Origin of the sequence: Halorhabdus amylolytica (assembly GCF_004944975.1) — an archaeon.
In the GTDB taxonomy this organism is placed as follows: Archaea; Halobacteriota; Halobacteria; order Halobacteriales; family Haloarculaceae; genus Halorhabdus; species Halorhabdus amylolytica.
In genome coordinates, this window is sequence record NZ_SPQG01000010.1 from 44465 (window position 1) to 61405 (window position 16941).

The following is a 16941-nucleotide window of genomic DNA, read 5'->3' on the forward strand; positions in this document are numbered from 1 at the left end:
GTCTATTTGAGCGCAGTAGGTGTGACAATTGCGGATTGAAACTGTGATGATGAACCCCATCACAGCGGATGAACCACAGTGCGATCATCAGTGGTCATGATCGTGATCGTGGCTCGATATTTGCGGGCTTTGATTAGTAAATTCCGTTGGTTCTTCTTCGAACGTACGCTTGCATTTCTTTGAGCAAAAATAGTACGTCGTCCCATCGTGGGACGCACTCGGGCCCTCATCGTCGGTTCGCATCCCGCACACCGGATCTCGATACTGACCTGGTGCGCCGAGTCCCCGCCGGTAGACATACAGAAGGAACCCGGAGAGCGCAAAGGCGATAATATTGAGGTAGAACGTGTAGTTGAGCTCGAAGTACGTCTGTTCAGTCGCCGTCTCGCCGCCCGCCAGATCTGGAACGATACCCAGCGCGTCGAACAGCAGCTCCATGAGGAAGCCGGTGAACGCCATCGTGACGAAGAAGACGCCGAGGATGTACAGCATCACCTTCCAGCCGTAGTACTTCCGGTAGACGTTCAGGACGGGCACGGTGATGAGGTCGGCGTAGACGAACGCGATGATCCCGGCGAAGCTGACGCCACCACCCCAGAGCGCGACGGCGAACGGGACGTTGCCCATACTGCCGACGAAACTGAGGACGGCGATGATGACGCCCATGACGGCGTTCTCGGCAGTCACGAGCAGGCCGTCGCCCTGAATGAACAGCGTGTTCCACACCCACTGCGGGACGAAGACGATGACGAACCCAGAAATAAGGAAGCCGGCGACGATGTCTTTCCAGATCATCGACCACTCCTTGCGGTACTGATTCCCGACCTTGTACCAGCCACCCCACGACAGCAACTCGTCACGCCACCCGCCGCTACTCGACGTCTCCTGGCGATAGGTCTCCATACAGCCCTCCGAGCAGAATTTGAGCGTCTCACCGCCGTCGGTCGTGAGCGTGTACTCGTCTTTCCCCTCCATCCCGCAGGTGGGATCTTCCGTGACGCCCGCCTGGTGGTCGCGCTCGTTGAGCTTCTCGCGGACTTCGTTAAACAGGTTTTCGGGAAGCGTGAGGTGGACGATGGCGGCCATGACGGCGATGAGAATCAGGCCGCCGAGCAGTTCCGCGACGAGGAACTCCCAGCCAAGCAGGATGAGAATCATCAGCCCTAGTTCGACGATGAGGTTCGTCGACGCGAACATGAACGCGAGGAAGTTCACCGCGTGCGCCCCCTTCTTGAACAGGCCCTTCCCGATGGCGACGGCGCCGAAACTACAGCCACTGCTTGCTGCTCCGAACACAGTCGCCTTGGTAAGTCCAGTTAGATCGCCCTCACCCAGCACCTGTGCCATCCGCTCCTTCGAGACGTAGACCTGGACGAGACTCGTAATCGTGAGGCCCATGATGATCGCCCACGCCGCCGTCCAGAGAAATCCGACACCGATACGAAGGGATTCAAGAACTCCGTCGATTATCGTCGCCTGCATAGGTGTATCATTGTAGGGATCATCTATTGCGGTTTTGATTAGAATATACTGCCTATGAGGGTATCAGTACTATGGCATCGTAACCGTCGGCCATAGATGATCTATCGTGAAGAGGGGAAAACATTGCAAACCTCCACAAGCTCCACGGAATCCGACTTCAGATTCAAAAGGGGAATCTGATTAAATCACGCCGACGTATTAGAGGCTAATGGGACCAGTAGAGACCGATGATATCCCAAATGAGGGGAACACCACCTGGAAGAACAGCCTTCGCCGGCCTGCTCGGTTGTCCAGTACGGTAACTGTCACATCCACTTCCTAATTTACGATGGCTGTCGATCTGGCAATCCATGATGCACTCGTTCTCACAGCCGACGAGCGGAACCGCCTGTACGAGCGCGGCACAGTATGCATCACCGATGGCTGTATCGAAGAAGTCCGACCATCACGTGCAGGAGACGGAGAATTAGAAGCGTCCACCGTTATCGACGGGAACGGGAAACTGGTGATGCCGGGGTTGGTGAACGCCCACACGCACTTGGAGATGACACCGCTCATCGGTGCGTTTAGCGAACTCGAGCTGACGGAGATGCTTGGGAGTGGGACGGCCTTGTTTAACAGATTAGGGAACGGCGAATTCGAGTACCTCGTCGAGGCAGGCGTCGAGCTCGCAGCGCTCAATTTCCTCTTGGGCGGTGTCACAACCGTGAACTCGATGGACGCACGGCCTGCCGCAGGTGCAGAGGCGTTCGGGGAAGCAGGGCTCCGCGGATTTTTCGGCCCGGCGATCTCGGACCTCTTCTGGGACCAACCAGTCGATCAGCAGTTCTCCCGTGCTCGCGAGTTCGTCGAAACGTACCACGACACGTACGACGGCCGAATCAGGGCGACGATCTGCCCGCACGACGACTGGTCGTGTACCCGGCAGCTGTGGGAACGGACCGCATCCCTCGCCGCAGAGTATCCGGACCTGCTCGTCCACACGCACTTGCTCGAACTCGAGGAGAGTAACACGATGGCACGAGCGAACGGTGGCGAGGACTCGGTAGGATTGCTCGACGACGTTGGACTCCTGGACGACCGACTGGTCGCTGCTCACTTCCGCCTCGGCGACGAAGAGGACATCCAGCGAACCGCCGAGGCGGACGCGGCTGTTGCGCACTGCCCGTCCGTCTTCTGTTACTGGAATCCGGACGGGGAGACGCAGTGGACGCCCGTTCCCGAGCTTCGAGCCGCCGGCGTCGACGTCGGAGTAGGGATTGACGACCACTACTGGCACGACTCGTACAGCATGTTCGGTGAAGCGCGGCAAGCTCGGCTGGCGGCAAATCTCAAGCGTTCAGCCGGGCAGTTCGACTCGATGGAACTGATACGAATGCTCACTATCGAGGGCGCACGCGCGCTGGGGATGGGCGACGAGATCGGCAGTATCGAAGCGGGAAAGCGCGCGGATATTATCCTCCTCGACGTCGACAAACCGAAGTTCACGCCACTGACCAACGTTCCCGCACACGTCGTGAACAACGCGGTCCCGGCCGACGTCGAGACAGTGATCGTTGACGGCGACGTCGTCCTCCGGAATGGTGTGCCCGAGACAATGGACTCGGACGACGTGCGACAGCGAGTAAATCAGGCTGTCGAACGCTTCATGGACGAGACAGGCTGGGAGTTAGACATTGGTGGTAGTGAACCGCCGACCAGCATCGAGACTGTACGGGACCTCCCAAAGCGTGGCCCTGCGCGACTCCTGACTCGCCTCGCGATGCAATCCGCGCGTGATCGGTTCTCCTTCTAAGACCCTGCCAGCGTAGGGGTGGTTCCCCCTCAGGAATTTCTGTGGGCGCGAACGAACGCACGTCGCAGGACGGTCAGAAGAACGTACGTCTCGTACTTCTGGGTCTGGCAGTGCTCGCAGGGCTGCATATCCTCGACGATCTCCTCAATAGCGTCGTCGTACTCGTCGGTGAGCGTAGTGAGCGCGTCCGTGATCTGGGGCTGGGCAGCGTCGATCATCTCCTCGACGGCGGCGTCGGCCGAATCTGGTAGTGAGTACGAGAGGACGATCGTGTTCGCGTGGTAGTACTTCGTCGTCCCACCACGCCCCTCCTCGAAGCGAACGACGTCGACGAGGCCCGCATCCCGGAGCTCGTTGATGTGATGGCGGACCGTGTTCTCCGTCCGGTCGATGCCGCGATCGTCGAGGCGTTCGTGGACCTCGGTCGCAGTTAGGGCTTCCTCGGACAGAATGTCGAGGACCATCGCCCGCATCGGCTCGTCGATGGCGTCCGAAATCCGAGTGTCTCGTACCGCGATGTCGTCGAGACGGTGGTCGGTATCGGAATCACTCATACGAGGACTGAGCGCGAGCACGCGGGAAAAGGTAGCGGGGCAGGAGTCGGGTAGGTGTCTGTCGAGGTATCCAGTACAGGATGGACCCGCGATAGCGAAAGCCCTAGACGACCCGTTTGACTGTTCCAACGACTCGTATCCGAATTCAAACATATCATATAAAAAATACTTATTGAGGTACGGGCACTATCTCAAACTGTAATGAGCGACACAACCCAATTCCGCGTCCTCGACTTCGACTGCCCGACCTGCGCGAGTACCGTCGAACGCGCCCTGTCGAACGTCGACGGCGTCCAGCACGTCGAAGTCCACTACGCGACCGGCCGCGTCGAGATCGAGTACGACGACAGCGTCGCTGACCCCGACGCCTTCGCAGAGACCATCGAAAACCAGGGGTACACTCCCCAGCCCGCCTAACACTATGAACAAACAATCGATCACGCAGTACTACCGGAACCACCGGAAGGCCATCGTCACGGCGACAAGCGGCCTGCTGTACGGCGGTGGCTGGAGTCTCGGCTACCTCACGAGTTTCGAGATGGCAAGCGCCGCCATCCTCGTCCTCGCGACGGTCGTGGGTGGCTACGACATCGCCAAGACCGCTTACCACGAGGTCACCAACCGGACGCTCGGCATCAAGACGCTGGTGACGCTGGCCGCCATCGGTGCTATCGTCATCGGGGAGTACTGGGAAGCCGCCGCCGTCGTCTTCCTGTTCAGCCTTGGCAGCTACCTCGAAGGCCGGACGATGCGGAAGACCCGGACGGCACTTCAGGAGCTACTGGAGATGACGCCCGACACGGCGACCGTCCGTCGCGACGGGACACTCCAAAAGGTCTCCGCCCGCGATGTCGAAGAGGGCGAAGTCGTCGTCGTAAAGCCGGGCGGGAAGATCCCGGTCGACGGAACCGTCGTCGACGGCGAGAGCGCAGTCAACCAGGCGCCGGTCACCGGCGAGAGCGCGCCCGTCCACAAGGCCGACAGCGACGAGGTGTACGCCGGGACGGTCAACCAGGAGGGCGCGCTAGAAATCCGGACGACGGGAGCGGGATCGGATACGACTCTCGAACGGATCATCCGTCGCGTCGAGGAGGCCCAGGAGGCTCAGTCGCCCACGGAGAGTCTCATCGACCGGTTCGCGAAGTACTACACGCCGGCCGTCATTGCCCTGGCTATCGGCGCGTACGCGGTCACGCAGAACGCGATCCTGTCGCTGACGCTGCTGGTCATCGGCTGTCCGGGCGCGCTGGTCATCGGGCCACCGGTCAGCATCGTCTCGGCCATCGGTAACGCCGCCCGGTCGGGCGTGCTGATGAAGGGCGGCGAACACCTCGAACGCGCCGGCAAGATCGATCTCGTCGCCTTCGACAAGACGGGGACGCTCACGAAGGGCGAGACCACCGTCTCCGGTATCGAGGGGTTCGGCGTCGCCGCCGCCGACGTCCTCTCGCTCGCAGCGACCGCCGAGAAGAAGAGCGAACACCACCTCGCGGACGCCATCGTCGACATGGCCCGCGAACGCCAGACGGCTGCGACGGACGGTGGAGCGACGGTCGCCCAAGCGGACGATACGGACGTGGGGCGCAGGTCGGTCCCCGATCCCGACGACTTCGACGTGGTCGCCGGCAAGGGCGTCATCGCCCATGCCGATGGCCAGGAAGTCGTCGTCGGCAACCGCGCGCTGCTGGACGACCGCGACGTCGATGTCCCCGATCGGGTCGCCGACTACGTCCGCGAGCGTGAGGGGCGCGGCGAGACAGTCGTCCACGTCGTTCGGGACGGGGACATCATCGGCGCGATTGCGATGCGGGACGAGCTCCGGGAGGCCGCTCCTGGGGTCGTCGCGGCGCTCCAAGACGCTGGCATCGAGACGGTGATGCTCACCGGCGACAACGAGCGGACGGCCGCTGCCGTTGCCGAGGAGGTCGGTATCGACGAGTACCGTGCCGAACTCCTCCCCGAGGACAAGCAGTCCGTCATCGAGGGCTACCAGGCCGACGGCCACGTCGTCGCGATGGTCGGCGACGGCATCAACGACGCGCCATCGCTGGCCACTGCCGATGTCGGCATCGCGATGGGTGCTGCGGGAACGGACACCGCTATCGAAACGGCTGACATGGCGTTGATGGCCGACGACCTCGAACGCATCCCGTACGCGGTCAAACTCAGCAAGGCGACGCGCTGGAACGTCCTCGAGAACGTCGGGCTCGCGGTGCTGACCGTGACCGTCCTCCTCGCGGGCGTGCTCACCAGCTACGTCACCCTCGCGTCGGGAATGCTGGTCCACGAGGCCAGCGTCCTCCTCGTCATCCTCAACGGGATGCGACTGCTCCGCTACTGACCACGAGACACGATCACAACCACAACTCATGACATCGAATTCGACTGCGACTGACACGACCCAGACGAGAACCAATTGGCAGGTCGACTACGACGCCGACCCGATCGAAATCCGCGACCCCGTCGCGGAGGCCCTCGGCGTCCTCGAACCGGGCGAGCCGTTCGTCGTCACCTACCGGGACGCGGTGAAAGAAGCCGGACACTCCTGTCCGACAGCCTCGGGTGCCTATCGGATCGTCCAGCTCGGGCTCGACGCCCTGTATCCCGACGACTATCCAGTCCGGAGCGAAATCGAGGTCCAGACGGCCGGCCCGCAGGACGATGCCGCGTACGGCGTGATGAGCCGCATCATCTCGTACGTGACTGGCGCGACCGGCGATGACGGATTCAGCGGGCTCGCCGGCGGCTATGGCGGCCGCCGCGACCTCCTGCGCTTCGACGCGTTCGACCCGGACACGGCGGACCCGACGTTCCGGTTCCGGCGAACCGACACGGACGAGACCGTCGAAGTGACCTACCACGTCAGCGACGTTCCTGACGGTGGACCCGCAATCGGGAACCTCCAAGGGATTCTCGACGAATCGGCAACTGACCAGCAACGAGAGGCTTTCGCTGACGCCTGGCACCGCCGGGTACAGGTCGTCCTCAGCGACGACTCGCTGTTCACCGTCGACGCGGTGTGAACGCGACGGTCTACCCCTCTCACTCGAAATAAGTTACTGCGGTACACTATCGATCTCCTCAAGGGCCTCAGTAGCGACATCACCTAACTCACCAGCCTCGATATGCGAGTACCGCTCACGAACCATCTCCTCAGAATTATCGAGATATCGGGCCGCCACAGTATATCCGAATGCCCGGACCAGAACCTCGCCCATGCCACGACGGCCACCGTGCGGAGCAAGATAATCGTGTTTCGGATGGTCGATGTCGATCTCCGCGGCCTCCGAGAGTCGTTGGAGAATCGACCGTGCGCCGTCCGTCGTGATCGACGGCGGCCGAATGTCCACATCGAGCGCCAGCAGCAGGTCGCGAGCGTACTCCGCACGGCGTTCAATGATTGCTTCTGGGCGTTCCCCTCGTTCGGCGAGGTTTTCCCGGACGAGCCCTGCGAGCGTCCGTTGGTCGAACGTCGGAAACACCGGCCAGCGCTCCGTTGGTGGGTCCATCAACTGGCGATAGCTTCGCAACGGCGAGATCACCGGATCGGGAAGGCTCGCGGCATCCCATTGCTGTTTCTTCCGGTAGACGTCCATACTCCCGTCGTCGACGGAGAGGTCCTCCCAGCGGACGCCGCGCCGGCGCGGGTCGTTCGGATCGCGGAGGAGTTCGCCAACGCGGACGGCGGTGTACGCGAGGACAAACACCAGCGCCCGGTCACGAGCCGCCTTCAACGCCGCGTAGCGTGCTCGCTGCTTGTCGAGGGGATCAGTATCCTCCGGGAGTGTCGTGTACGCCTCGACGGCGTCGCGGGCCCGTTCGTCGACGTGACGGGTGAGGGCGTGGCGCTGTTCGGACGTCCAGGCCTGCTGGTCGCCGGGCTTGCGACCGTCGTCCTCCGGCAGCGGCGCCATCGCACTCGCTCGCTGCGCGTAGTGGGCCTCAAGATATCCCTCGTTGACGCACCAGCCACACCACGCAGAGATATAGCGGTAATAGGTTTGTACCGTGTTCTGCTTGAGTCCCCGATCTCCACCGAGATGCCGGGCATACTCCCGGAACACGCGTTCGTCGAGATCGTCGAAGGTCGGCTCCCGGTCGACGTCGTCGGGGACGATCCCGGTCCAGTCGTCGGCGCCGCGGTCGCCGGCGGCCCACTCGGCGAACCGTTCGAGCTCGCGTGCAGCGTTACGTCGATAGTTCCCACCGTCGCCGCCGCGGCCTTTCCCCTTGTCTTGGAGGTAGCGCTCGTAGCTGTCGTCGAGCGGCGTCGAAAGCGCTCGGTCAGGCATTCACCGGCCCTCCACCGTCCTGCGGGCCCGGTCTCGGTGCCTCTACCCCGGGGGAAGCGCCGTCGTGAGGCGGTTGCAGCATTCGTGCTTCACCGACGGCGGCGGGGTACTTCAAAGTGGTCGTGATTACCAGAATAATCAGGACCATCGAGTACAGAAATCTCATAACCATTTTTCCGATGATAGAAGGGTTCTATCCCCTGAAATTCGGATTTGACCAACGGTATAAACCATATACCGATATACTAAAACCGCGACCGAACAGTTGAGACTACAGGGGGTTTAGCAGGGCTGTGATGCGTGAATTTGACCGATTCGGCCAGCGAAAACTGCTCCAGATGGCTTTCCAAGCGGCTATTCCTGTCACATACTCAATCACATGGGCAAATTTTCGAGACTTCCAGCAGCGTAGCCACTTAGCGGCACGCTAACCCGAACAGAGTTGCTCACTACCCGATTCCAGTCTCTTTCTTCAACAGTGTCAGCGTGTTGTCAGCCGTCACCATCGGGGAGTGTTCGTACTCACCAGTCAACTCGACCTGTACAAGCAGATCAACGGCACGCCAGATTGAGTACAGGAGACACGCGAATGCGAAGTAGAAGAACCGTAGCCCGAAATCTTTCGACGTCGTCGCCGCCATGAACCGCTTGATCGACCGGTACCCGCTCTCGATCTCCCAGCGATCGCCGTACTCCGTGAGGTGACCACTCCCGCAATTCGTCATGAACACTGAATACTGTCGATGGTCGTCGTGCTCTGAGTCCTCTTTTCGACGATAGATCAGCGTCGTCTGGTGCCACTCGTTCTTTCCGAGATGGAGTTTCCGGTCGGTTTCATACCGATCCTTGTCACGCTGGAGCAACCGCTTGGCCTGGGCTTTCTCGCTGGTCTGCATCCGCTTCGGAACGACGTAAGAGAGCCCGCGCTGGCTGATCCTCTCCAAGACGTGCTGACTGTCGAACTCTCGGTCCATCAGCAAGTTATCGACGTGGACGAGCTCTTCAGCCGAATCCAGCAGGTCCTCGACGATCTCCTTTCGTGACTCGCCTTTCCGTACCGGGCGCGCGTCCAGCACGATTGGGACGGCGTTCCCGACCAGCTGGACCGTTGCCCACTGATAGGCATACTCGTCGGTCTGCTCTTTCGTCCCGATAATCTCGTCTTCGTGGCCGGTTCGGTCGCCCGTGAACGGATCGGCTTCGGTGATGTCGATGGCGACGACCCCTGCTCGGAAGAACTCCTCCGTCGCTGCTACCTCACCCAACAATTGGCCGATAGCCTGCCGATACATTTCCCGAATCTGTTCGATCGAGAGATCTCGAATGTGCTCGCGATGGGTGTGACCGAGTGGTGTTCTCTTCCGGGTCGACTCGTAGACGAAGCTGCGAGCGCCTTCATTTGCGGCTAAGTTCTCTCGGAGCCCCAGATACGTTTGTAAGTCCCAGTACGCGTTCTCGTGGATCTCACAGCCCCCACCACGGTCCAACGAGAACGCTGGGAAGACGACGCGGCTGACGTGGTCAGTGAGCTTCTCCGCCTGGTCCAAGACAGTCTGGTCGTCCGGTTCCGGCTCGTCAGAATCGTCGAGGCGGTGTTGCAGCTTTCGCTCTGGTTCATGGGGAACATCGACGCCCGCATTCTGAGCCTTAATCAGAATCGTTCGAGCAGCGGTCTCGACGGTTTCGCGAAGGTCTGTGGTGAAGCGTTGGTTCCAGCTGCGCCACAGCGTCGACTGATCAGGAACCGTGTCCAACCCGATTCCCTCACTGAGTTTTGGGTGAGAACCGAGATACTCGACCAGGGGTGTTTCGTGGTCCCATCCGTGAAGTTCCTTCAGGACGAACACGCGAAAGAGCGTGTCCATCTCGTAGCGTGTTAGCCCTCCATAGCAGTCATGCGTGTTGAACCGAAAGTAGGCTAGCGGGAGTTCACAGACGAACTCCTCGACTGAGACGTGGCTATCGTGTCTGAACCACGTCGCCGAGACAACGCGAATATCCGATTCCAATCCTGCAAGTGAGGTTCTATCGTACAGTGGTGTCGAATCATACACCGGATAATCAACGTGTGACTGCCGTGCAATCCGACGAAACACGGTTCGGTTAGACTTTGGGGATTGGGACATTACCAAGTGTTGAGCCAAAACAGGGTCAAGAGTGCCTCATATCTGCGTCTAAGATAGAACAACGAGATCAACACCGCAGGTACCGATCGGTGTGACGAGGGTTGCTACGTCGATCCGAGTTCATCGAAGAGGTCGTTTACCCGTCGTTCGATTTCGTCGCGGATGCGACCGACCTCAGCAGCCGACTTCCCGTCCGGGTCGTCGAGATTCCAGTCACGGTTCTCGCCCGCCCATCCCGCGGGACAGACGTCGTCGGCCGAACAACCCATCGTGATGACGTAATCGCTCCCCTGTGTTTCCTCGAACGCGATCTCCCGAGGTGTCCGTCCCGAGATATCGATGCCAACTGCGTGCATCGCCCGAACCACCTCGTCGTGGACATGGTCAGCAGGGCGTGTTCCACCAGTTATGATTTCGATTTCGTCCTGGAGTCCTCGCTGTTCAACTTCTCGCTGTGCGAGCGCGTAGGCCATCTGCGAGCGACCTGCGTTCTGCACGCAGACGAAGGCAATTCTCAGCGGTTCGGATTCTGTGTTCTCATTCATGTGTTACGTAGTTCGCGCGACGCTCCGCCTGTGTCGGCAGCTCGTCGAAAAGTTCGATCACCTGCTGTTCGATTTCGGTACTGATCGCCCAGACAGACTCCCGATCGGAGTCTACTGGGTCGACAAACCCCCAGTCTCGAACGACGACTCCGGGTGGAAGGTCCTCGATTGACAGTGCACAGCCCATCAATACGATAAAATCGCACGCCTCGAGCGACTCACGGGTGATCTTCGTCGGTGACCGGTCAGATAAGTCGTAGCCTTTCTCAGACATCACCTCTATGACGGTCGGATGTATCGCGACAGCGGGATCGGTCCCACCAGAAACGATCTCGATGTCACTTCGCATCTGAACCTGAACTTGGGTTTCGGCGAGCGCGGCGGCGATCTGGCTCCGGCCTGCGTTCTGCACGCAGACGAACCCGAGGCGAAGCGGACCGAGGGTGTCTGTGTGTGATACCATCAGTGGCTCCCCCATCAGTCGTCTTCAGCGGGCGGTGGGGAGGAAGAGGTGCTGAGCTGTCCGGTTGTGGCACCACTCCAGTCGAACTTGCGCTGGAAGTACAGCGCCACGTTGACCAACGCTAATAGGACCGGGACCTCGATGAGCGGGCCGACGACGGTGGTGAAGGCGACGCCGGAGCCGACACCGAACACCGCGACCGCCACCGCAATCGCGAGTTCGAAGTTGTTCGAGGCGGCGGTGAACCCAATGGCCGTCGTCGTCGAGTAATCCGCGCCGATGCCCCTACCCATCCCGAAGCTGACGAGGAACATCACGACGAAGTAGATCGTCAGCGGGACGGCGATCAGGAGGACGTCACCGGGCGAGGCGACGATGTTCTCGCCTTGCGTGGCGAACATCACGATGACCGTAAAGAGGAGCGCAACGAGCGTGACTGGGTCGATCTTGGGGACCAACGTCTCGTCGTACCACTCCTCGCTCTTGGCTCGCGTGCCGATGTACCGCGTGAGGAACCCGCCGATGAACGGGATGCCGAGGAAAATAACGATCGCCTGGAACACCTGCATCGGCGTCACATTGAACGTCTCGATGCCCGCGACGAGCGTTTCCATCCCGAGCAGTGGCGGGAGGAATAGCCCGAAGAACCAGACGTAGACACCGTACGTGACGATCTGGAAGAGGCTGTTGAACGCGACCAGCCCAGTCACGTACTCCGTCGAGCCTTCTGCGAGTTCGTTCCAGACGAGGACCATCGCGATACAGCGGGCCATTCCGATGAACACGAGGCCGAGGAAGAACTCGGGACGAGCAGGCAGGCCAGGCACGAGTCCACTGAAGAAGATCACAGCGAGTCCGAACATAAGCGTCGGGCCGATCAACCAGTTTTGAATTAGGCTTAGTCCGAGCACACGCCAGTTGCTGAACACGGCCCGCAGTTGGGAGTAGTCAGCCTTCGCCAGCGGCGGATACATCATCGCGATGAGGCCGATTTCGACGAGATGGAAGTCCTGAATCGGCTGGGTTACCGACGGGGCGACGAATCCGAGTCCCACGCCGACGGCCATCGCACCGAGAATCCAGACGGTGAGGTACTTATCGAGGAAGTCCATCGACCGCGGGTCGCCACAGCTCTCACAGTCGCAGTTCGGCCCATGGTCGTGAGCATCGACGTTACTCATCGGTCACGCTCCCCTCGAGGACAGTGATAAGCGCGACAGCCCGGTTTGTTGCACGGTACTTCTTCCACCGGCCATCTTTTCGGCCCGAAACGAGTCCTGCATCGAGAAGTTTCGAGAGCGCGTGGCTGAGCCCGCTCTCGGTCACGTCGACGACCGCATTCAGTTCACAGACGCAGAGTTCCTCTTGTGCGGCAACGAGCACACGGACGAGCGTATATCGTGTCTCGTTGGAGAGTGCTGAGAGCACATCGAGTTCAGCGTTCACCTGCGCTGTCCCGAGTGCTGCTTCGAGGGTGCTGAGTTCGTCGAGGCGGCGCTCAACATCCTCGTTGCGACACTCCCCGAGTTCATCATCGAGATAGCGGCGAAGTCGTTCTGTAGTTTGTGCCATCAATATCGACTTGAGTAGATTCTCAATTAATTGTTGCGGTATAGCCGAGGTATTGTTCACTCAAGCGCCTCACAGTGCGGTGGTGCTCGAGAATCGAGAACAGACGGAAAACATTATACTTGAATATACTCTAAATCAAAATATGGAGGCGAACTCAGTGACCGAATCACAGCTAAGTCGTGCCAGTGAGAGTAGCCGCAAGCAGCGTGACGGAACAAAATTTATCGGCGGCTATGGCAAGAAAACGGGAGATTCGGACCTCCTCTTCATCGAAGGCCAACTGCCGGAGGATGGAGACCGGATCGCGAGCGATGCATCCCCTGTGCGTCAGCTCGAATTGTGTTTAGGAAACCTCGAAACCCAGCTTGAACGGCACGGGAAAGAAATGAGTGACGTTCTGCAGCTCACCCTGTATCTCGCTGAGATGGATGCATACGAGCGTGTGAATGACGCCTATGAGCAGTACTTTGATGAGACGTATCCAGCCCGAACGACGATCGGCGTCTGTGAACTGCTCGGCGATGCTGCAGTTACCGTGGATGCCGTCGTCGCCATCGAATAGAGCCGAGAGGTCGTTGCAGCTACCTTCACGGATAAGTTGGATCAGATAAACGGGCGATGTTCGCCACCGGTTTCATCCCGCCCAGTATCTGCCCAATTCTATACCAATAGAGTCGAGCGGAACCGTATGCATTGAGACTGCCAGTCTCAACTGTTGCGCGACCGCCGTTCGGACCCGGTTCTGAGAATAATCGCAAGACTGCAAGCAGATAGCTTGCTACACAATCTGCATAATGTACAATGCGCACAAAATTTGAATGGTGAGGAAAATCAGCCAAATCCAATGTTAGTCGTTCGTAGCTTGCTCGCTCAGCATCTCAACAACTTCCTGAACACGTTCCTCATCGGCTTCGATACCACGCTCCCGGAGGATCTGGAGGGCAACCTCATCACCGTGGTCCGCAATTACCCGGAGACACGCATCTTGAAACTCTCTTCCCTCAAACTCGGGAACATCAAACATAGAACACGCAGCAGTTACCGATGATCGCATCCGGGTGACGCCATCCCACGTGTCCTCCCGGACATAGAAGCCGTGCATATCGGTCTCATCAAAGGAGAAGGCCGGTCCACCGGTGGATTCGTCCACATCCTCCTCATCCTGCTCAGGAATGGACTCAGTCTCCGACTCTGTGTCCTCAGTAGTTATCTCTTCATCCGGTTGCGGTTCATCCTGGGCGTCAGTACGTTCGTCGTCATCCGATTCGGCTCCTTCCTCCGTTTGTTTGAGCTGTTCAGCGACGTCCCCGAAACGGTCGTCCTCATTAGGCATGGCTGTGTTCCTCCACGAGGTCCGCTAAGTGATCGAAATTCGGGATCTGGTCGCAATCTTCGTCGAACTCCGAGACCGGCATTCCTTGCTTGAACGCGCGAGAAATCGCGGTCCGTTCGCGAATCCCTGGCTTCGGAATACTATCGATGGTGCGTTCCGAATCATCGAGGGCATCGAAGATCTCCGGGTCCACACGAGCGTACTCGGGGACGAATGAACCGAACTCCCGGTTGAGATTTTCAACGAGAGTCCGATGCTCGTTGCGTTGTCCCATTGTTTCGCGAATCATATTCGGAGTGACTGCGAGGATATCCAACCCGATATTCTGCCGGATTGGGGAGATCTGGCGTTCAATCATCTTATTGAGGCCGTTGATCGAGCCAGCACGCGGGATTAGCGGGATTATGACGCGCTGGACGGCGATGAGGGCATTGTCGGAGAGTTTCCCACGGCCGCCTGCGGCATCAATTATCACGTAGTCGTATCCGTTTTGAATGAGCGGATCGACGACGTTCCGTCGAAGCTTCACGTCTGCGAACCGTTCGTCCTTCAGCCTCGTCTCGACGTTCTCGAGCTCGTTACTCGACGGGAGTAGGTGAACGCCGAAGTCCGTCTCGATAAGCAGGTCTTCGGGGTCCTCACCATCGATAAGGGCGTCACCGAGGTTCGCATCTCGGTCGTACGCATCGTCGTATCCCAACTGGGTCGTCATGTGCCCGTCCTTATCCAGATCCAATAGTACCGTCTCATGGCCACGAGCAGCGAGTCGATCAGCGATGTTGAGCGCGATCGTGGATTTCCCTACCCCTCCCTTGAGCAACGAGACAGCTGCTCCGGGGAGCCCTTCAAACTCGTCAGCACTCATAGCTCAGCACCCCGTAAGAAGCGGATTTTGTACATTTTGTAGGTAATGTACATTGGGTAGATGTTGAAGGTTGCGCGAGTTTTGTCGATAATGTACGTTTTGCACTGGTCATACGCGGTCAATGATGCTCGTCCATCTTAATTCTGTGCCAGACAGATTGCGTACGCCATCTACACAATCTACATTTTGTACATTACGTAGATTGTTGGCACAATCTCAATTGGCATAATCACCGTCGACCCTACGCAATCTACATAATTTAGATAATCAGCATTTCATACGCATTCATCACAATCTTTGCCACCCACACGAACCAATTGAAGAAGCCCAATTTACATTATCTACATTATTCACATTATGCAGATTGGCTATGAGATCTACATTCTTCAGTCATTCAATGGGAGAGTCCCGAGTGATAGAACTCAGACAGAGCCGTTCTACCCCGTCTTCTAGTAAGACCTTTAGCTGTTACCGGATTATTGGTAACTACCAGATGTATGAGGTTCTCGACGACACGGCGGCACAGACTATCCTCGCCATCGAGAGTGGTGACTCCATCCGCCGTGTCGCCCAACACCTCCACACGCCCTACGAGACAGTGAGACAGGCCGTCAATCGGCTGGAAGAGGCAGGCTACGTTTCCTATGATGACGGCCTCACTGTAGTCGACGAGCGCGTACGCGACGCAGCGCTCGAGCTCGTCGCTGCCAGCGCTGGCGTCAGTCCACCCTCCATCGAGGAAACATACGTCATCCCACAATTCGGTGACTGGCCGTTCGCGTTCACGCGGATCGACGCCGTCTACGTGTGGACTCAGGGCGGCTACCAAGTCGGTCGCGAGCCCAACGACTATCCACTGTTCCTGGCTGTTCGTGAGCAGGACGTCGACGCCTGGGAGGGGTTCTTCGAGTCCTTCGACCTCCCGACCGCATTCGAACGACAGCCCCGAGACGAGCTTAGCGGACCGCTACAGATGGTCCTCGAGCCACGCGCGTCACTCGATATCGAGCACGTCGAAGGGTACCCGGTGATACCGAGAGCAGAGACGATCGAGTACATGCGCGAGAACTACGCCCAGTTCCAGTCGGCGCTGGCGATGCTCGACCGGATGTACGAGGACCTTGACCTCGGCGTCACGTATCGAGAGACCGAACGGGCGCAGCCATGAGCTTCAACAACCGAAGTGACGCGCTCATCGAACTGCTCGAGGAGCTCACCAAAGAGGGCCACGAGTACGTTCTTGTTGGCGGCTACGCTGTCTCAGCATTCAATGCTCGCTTCTCCACGGACCTCGATATCGTCGTCGCGCCGGATTCCAAAGCTGACTTCGTCGAGTTCCTCGAACAGCGGGGATTCGAGAAAACGGACAGCCACGCCAAAGAATGGTTCTACGACACCGAAGTAATCGAGTACGAGAAGCGGCTCACGCCGCAGCAGCCGATCGGCTTCGATCTCCTGGTGAACGGACTCGCGTGTCGCCAGACGGAGGCACAGTGGTCGTTCGACTACCTGTACGACCACAGCCACCAACAGGAGGTGAGCGGAGGCACAGTGACGACGACAGCCAGAGTGATCGATGGGGCCGTCCTCGTGGCGGCAAAGCTCCACAGCGGCAGAGAAACGGACCTTCGGGACGTCCTGGCGGTCGCAGAAGAGAGCGACCTCAACGCTGTCACGCCTCACCTTCGGCGAGGGGACGACGATGCGCTACGGGAGCAGCTTGAGCGTGGACTGGAGATCATAGAGAGCGATGAACTCAAGCACGGGTATCGGAGTGACTTCGGGGCCTCAGCAGTCTCAGAAGAAACGGTCACCGCTCTCCAAGAGTATCTGTCTGCACAGATTAACCACCTGAGCTGAAGCGGTCGGGACCCCCTTGATCGGAAATGAAGATAGGGTCCTTCAGCGGTGCTT

At 59.1% G+C, this 16941-nt stretch carries 17 protein-coding genes; 7 read left to right on the forward strand and 10 right to left on the reverse strand.

The annotated features are described in order from the left end of the window. Positions 1-87: 87 nt before the first annotated feature. Positions 88-1482, reverse strand: a complete 1395-nt coding sequence (locus tag E3374_RS12455; RefSeq protein ID WP_011222407.1) for a permease — start codon at positions 1480-1482, stop codon at positions 88-90. A 328-nt stretch (positions 1483-1810) separates the two neighbouring features. On the opposite strand from E3374_RS12455, the gene E3374_RS12460 reads away from it, so the two are divergent. Then, positions 1811-3277 carry an amidohydrolase family protein gene (locus E3374_RS12460; protein WP_011222406.1) on the forward strand — a complete coding sequence of 489 codons (1467 nt, stop codon included), beginning with the start codon at positions 1811-1813 and terminating at the stop codon, positions 3275-3277. A 29-nt stretch (positions 3278-3306) separates the two neighbouring features. Here the strand turns inward: E3374_RS12460 and E3374_RS12465 are convergent, their stop codons facing one another. Beyond that, on the reverse strand, positions 3307-3831 hold the full coding sequence (locus E3374_RS12465; RefSeq protein WP_004048660.1) for an ArsR/SmtB family transcription factor: 525 nt from the start codon (positions 3829-3831) through the stop codon (positions 3307-3309). 201 nt (positions 3832-4032) lie between these two features. Between E3374_RS12465 and E3374_RS12470 the strand changes: the two genes are divergently transcribed. From E3374_RS12470 to E3374_RS12480, 3 genes are read left to right on the forward strand one after another with little or no spacing between them, the layout of a single operon-like run. Then, positions 4033-4248 (forward strand): heavy-metal-associated domain-containing protein, encoded by a 216-nt coding sequence (locus E3374_RS12470; RefSeq protein WP_004594622.1) that lies wholly within the window; start codon positions 4033-4035, stop codon positions 4246-4248. A gap of 4 nt (positions 4249-4252) precedes the next feature. After that, positions 4253-6172 carry a heavy metal translocating P-type ATPase gene (locus tag E3374_RS12475; protein WP_004594624.1) on the forward strand — a complete coding sequence of 640 codons (1920 nt, stop codon included), beginning with the start codon at positions 4253-4255 and terminating at the stop codon, positions 6170-6172. 28 nt (positions 6173-6200) lie between these two features. Further along, positions 6201-6854, forward strand: a complete 654-nt coding sequence (locus E3374_RS12480; protein ID WP_004594625.1) for a hypothetical protein — start codon at positions 6201-6203, stop codon at positions 6852-6854. Between the two features lie 33 nt (positions 6855-6887). On the opposite strand, the gene E3374_RS12485 is transcribed toward E3374_RS12480, so the two are convergent. From E3374_RS12485 to E3374_RS12515, 6 genes are all read right to left on the reverse strand, one after another. Then, positions 6888-8123, reverse strand: coding sequence for a phage integrase SAM-like domain-containing protein (locus E3374_RS12485; protein WP_135806937.1), 1236 nt, complete (start codon positions 8121-8123; stop codon positions 6888-6890). Positions 8124-8572: 449 nt separating this feature from the next. Next, positions 8573-10249, reverse strand: coding sequence for a transposase (locus E3374_RS12495; RefSeq protein WP_136689350.1), 1677 nt, complete (start codon positions 10247-10249; stop codon positions 8573-8575). 104 nt (positions 10250-10353) lie between these two features. Continuing rightward, positions 10354-10794 (reverse strand): arsenate-mycothiol transferase ArsC, encoded by a 441-nt coding sequence (locus tag E3374_RS12500; protein ID WP_135306279.1) that lies wholly within the window; start codon positions 10792-10794, stop codon positions 10354-10356. Continuing rightward, entirely contained in the window at positions 10787-11257 is a 471-nt protein-coding gene (locus E3374_RS12505; protein WP_167768626.1) for an arsenate-mycothiol transferase ArsC, read from the reverse strand. The genes E3374_RS12500 and E3374_RS12505 overlap by 8 nt, the downstream gene beginning before the upstream one ends. 14 nt (positions 11258-11271) lie before the next feature. Then, positions 11272-12438: an ACR3 family arsenite efflux transporter gene (gene arsB / locus E3374_RS12510; RefSeq protein WP_135306281.1), complete on the reverse strand. Its 1167-nt coding sequence runs from the start codon at positions 12436-12438 to the stop codon at positions 11272-11274. Further along, positions 12431-12829 (reverse strand): ArsR/SmtB family transcription factor, encoded by a 399-nt coding sequence (locus tag E3374_RS12515; protein WP_135306282.1) that lies wholly within the window; start codon positions 12827-12829, stop codon positions 12431-12433. The genes arsB and E3374_RS12515 overlap by 8 nt, the downstream gene beginning before the upstream one ends. Positions 12830-12971: 142 nt before the next feature. On the opposite strand from E3374_RS12515, the gene E3374_RS12520 reads away from it, so the two are divergent. Further along, positions 12972-13391 (forward strand): RidA family protein, encoded by a 420-nt coding sequence (locus E3374_RS12520; protein ID WP_135306283.1) that lies wholly within the window; start codon positions 12972-12974, stop codon positions 13389-13391. Between the two features lie 285 nt (positions 13392-13676). Here E3374_RS12520 and E3374_RS12525 read toward each other — a convergent pair whose 3' ends face one another. Together E3374_RS12525 and E3374_RS12530 are read right to left on the reverse strand one after the other, a co-directional pair. Next, a complete protein-coding gene (locus tag E3374_RS12525) occupies positions 13677-14162 on the reverse strand; it encodes a hypothetical protein (protein WP_121513335.1) in 486 nt (161 codons plus the stop codon). Beyond that, positions 14155-15027: a ParA family protein gene (locus tag E3374_RS12530; RefSeq protein WP_128904668.1), complete on the reverse strand. Its 873-nt coding sequence runs from the start codon at positions 15025-15027 to the stop codon at positions 14155-14157. Before E3374_RS12530 ends, E3374_RS12525 begins: the two co-directional genes overlap by 8 nt. 493 nt (positions 15028-15520) lie before the next feature. Here E3374_RS12530 and E3374_RS12535 point away from each other — a divergent pair, with 493 nt between their 5' ends. Together E3374_RS12535 and E3374_RS12540 are read left to right on the forward strand one after the other, a co-directional pair. Further along, positions 15521-16195 carry a helix-turn-helix domain-containing protein gene (locus E3374_RS12535; RefSeq protein WP_136689351.1) on the forward strand — a complete coding sequence of 225 codons (675 nt, stop codon included), beginning with the start codon at positions 15521-15523 and terminating at the stop codon, positions 16193-16195. Continuing rightward, entirely contained in the window at positions 16192-16887 is a 696-nt protein-coding gene (locus E3374_RS12540) for a nucleotidyltransferase family protein (protein ID WP_136689352.1), read from the forward strand. The genes E3374_RS12535 and E3374_RS12540 overlap by 4 nt, the downstream gene beginning before the upstream one ends. The last annotated feature ends 54 nt before the right edge of the window (positions 16888-16941 follow it).

Coding starts and splice junctions, on each gene's coding strand:
- E3374_RS12455 (WP_011222407.1), bottom strand. CDS start 1,482: ATGCAGGCGACGATAATCGACGGAGTTCTTGAATCCCTTCGTATCGGT.
- E3374_RS12460 (WP_011222406.1), top strand. CDS start 1,811: ATGGCTGTCGATCTGGCAATCCATGATGCACTCGTTCTCACAGCCGAC.
- E3374_RS12465 (WP_004048660.1), bottom strand. CDS start 3,831: ATGAGTGATTCCGATACCGACCACCGTCTCGACGACATCGCGGTACGA.
- E3374_RS12470 (WP_004594622.1), top strand. CDS start 4,033: ATGAGCGACACAACCCAATTCCGCGTCCTCGACTTCGACTGCCCGACC.
- E3374_RS12475 (WP_004594624.1), top strand. CDS start 4,253: ATGAACAAACAATCGATCACGCAGTACTACCGGAACCACCGGAAGGCC.
- E3374_RS12480 (WP_004594625.1), top strand. CDS start 6,201: ATGACATCGAATTCGACTGCGACTGACACGACCCAGACGAGAACCAAT.
- E3374_RS12485 (WP_135806937.1), bottom strand. CDS start 8,123: ATGCCTGACCGAGCGCTTTCGACGCCGCTCGACGACAGCTACGAGCGC.
- E3374_RS12495 (WP_136689350.1), bottom strand. CDS start 10,249: ATGTCCCAATCCCCAAAGTCTAACCGAACCGTGTTTCGTCGGATTGCA.
- E3374_RS12500 (WP_135306279.1), bottom strand. CDS start 10,794: ATGAATGAGAACACAGAATCCGAACCGCTGAGAATTGCCTTCGTCTGC.
- E3374_RS12505 (WP_167768626.1), bottom strand. CDS start 11,257: ATGGTATCACACACAGACACCCTCGGTCCGCTTCGCCTCGGGTTCGTC.
- arsB (WP_135306281.1), bottom strand. CDS start 12,438: ATGAGTAACGTCGATGCTCACGACCATGGGCCGAACTGCGACTGTGAG.
- E3374_RS12515 (WP_135306282.1), bottom strand. CDS start 12,829: ATGGCACAAACTACAGAACGACTTCGCCGCTATCTCGATGATGAACTC.
- E3374_RS12520 (WP_135306283.1), top strand. CDS start 12,972: ATGGAGGCGAACTCAGTGACCGAATCACAGCTAAGTCGTGCCAGTGAG.
- E3374_RS12525 (WP_121513335.1), bottom strand. CDS start 14,162: ATGCCTAATGAGGACGACCGTTTCGGGGACGTCGCTGAACAGCTCAAA.
- E3374_RS12530 (WP_128904668.1), bottom strand. CDS start 15,027: ATGAGTGCTGACGAGTTTGAAGGGCTCCCCGGAGCAGCTGTCTCGTTG.
- E3374_RS12535 (WP_136689351.1), top strand. CDS start 15,521: ATGTATGAGGTTCTCGACGACACGGCGGCACAGACTATCCTCGCCATC.
- E3374_RS12540 (WP_136689352.1), top strand. CDS start 16,192: ATGAGCTTCAACAACCGAAGTGACGCGCTCATCGAACTGCTCGAGGAG.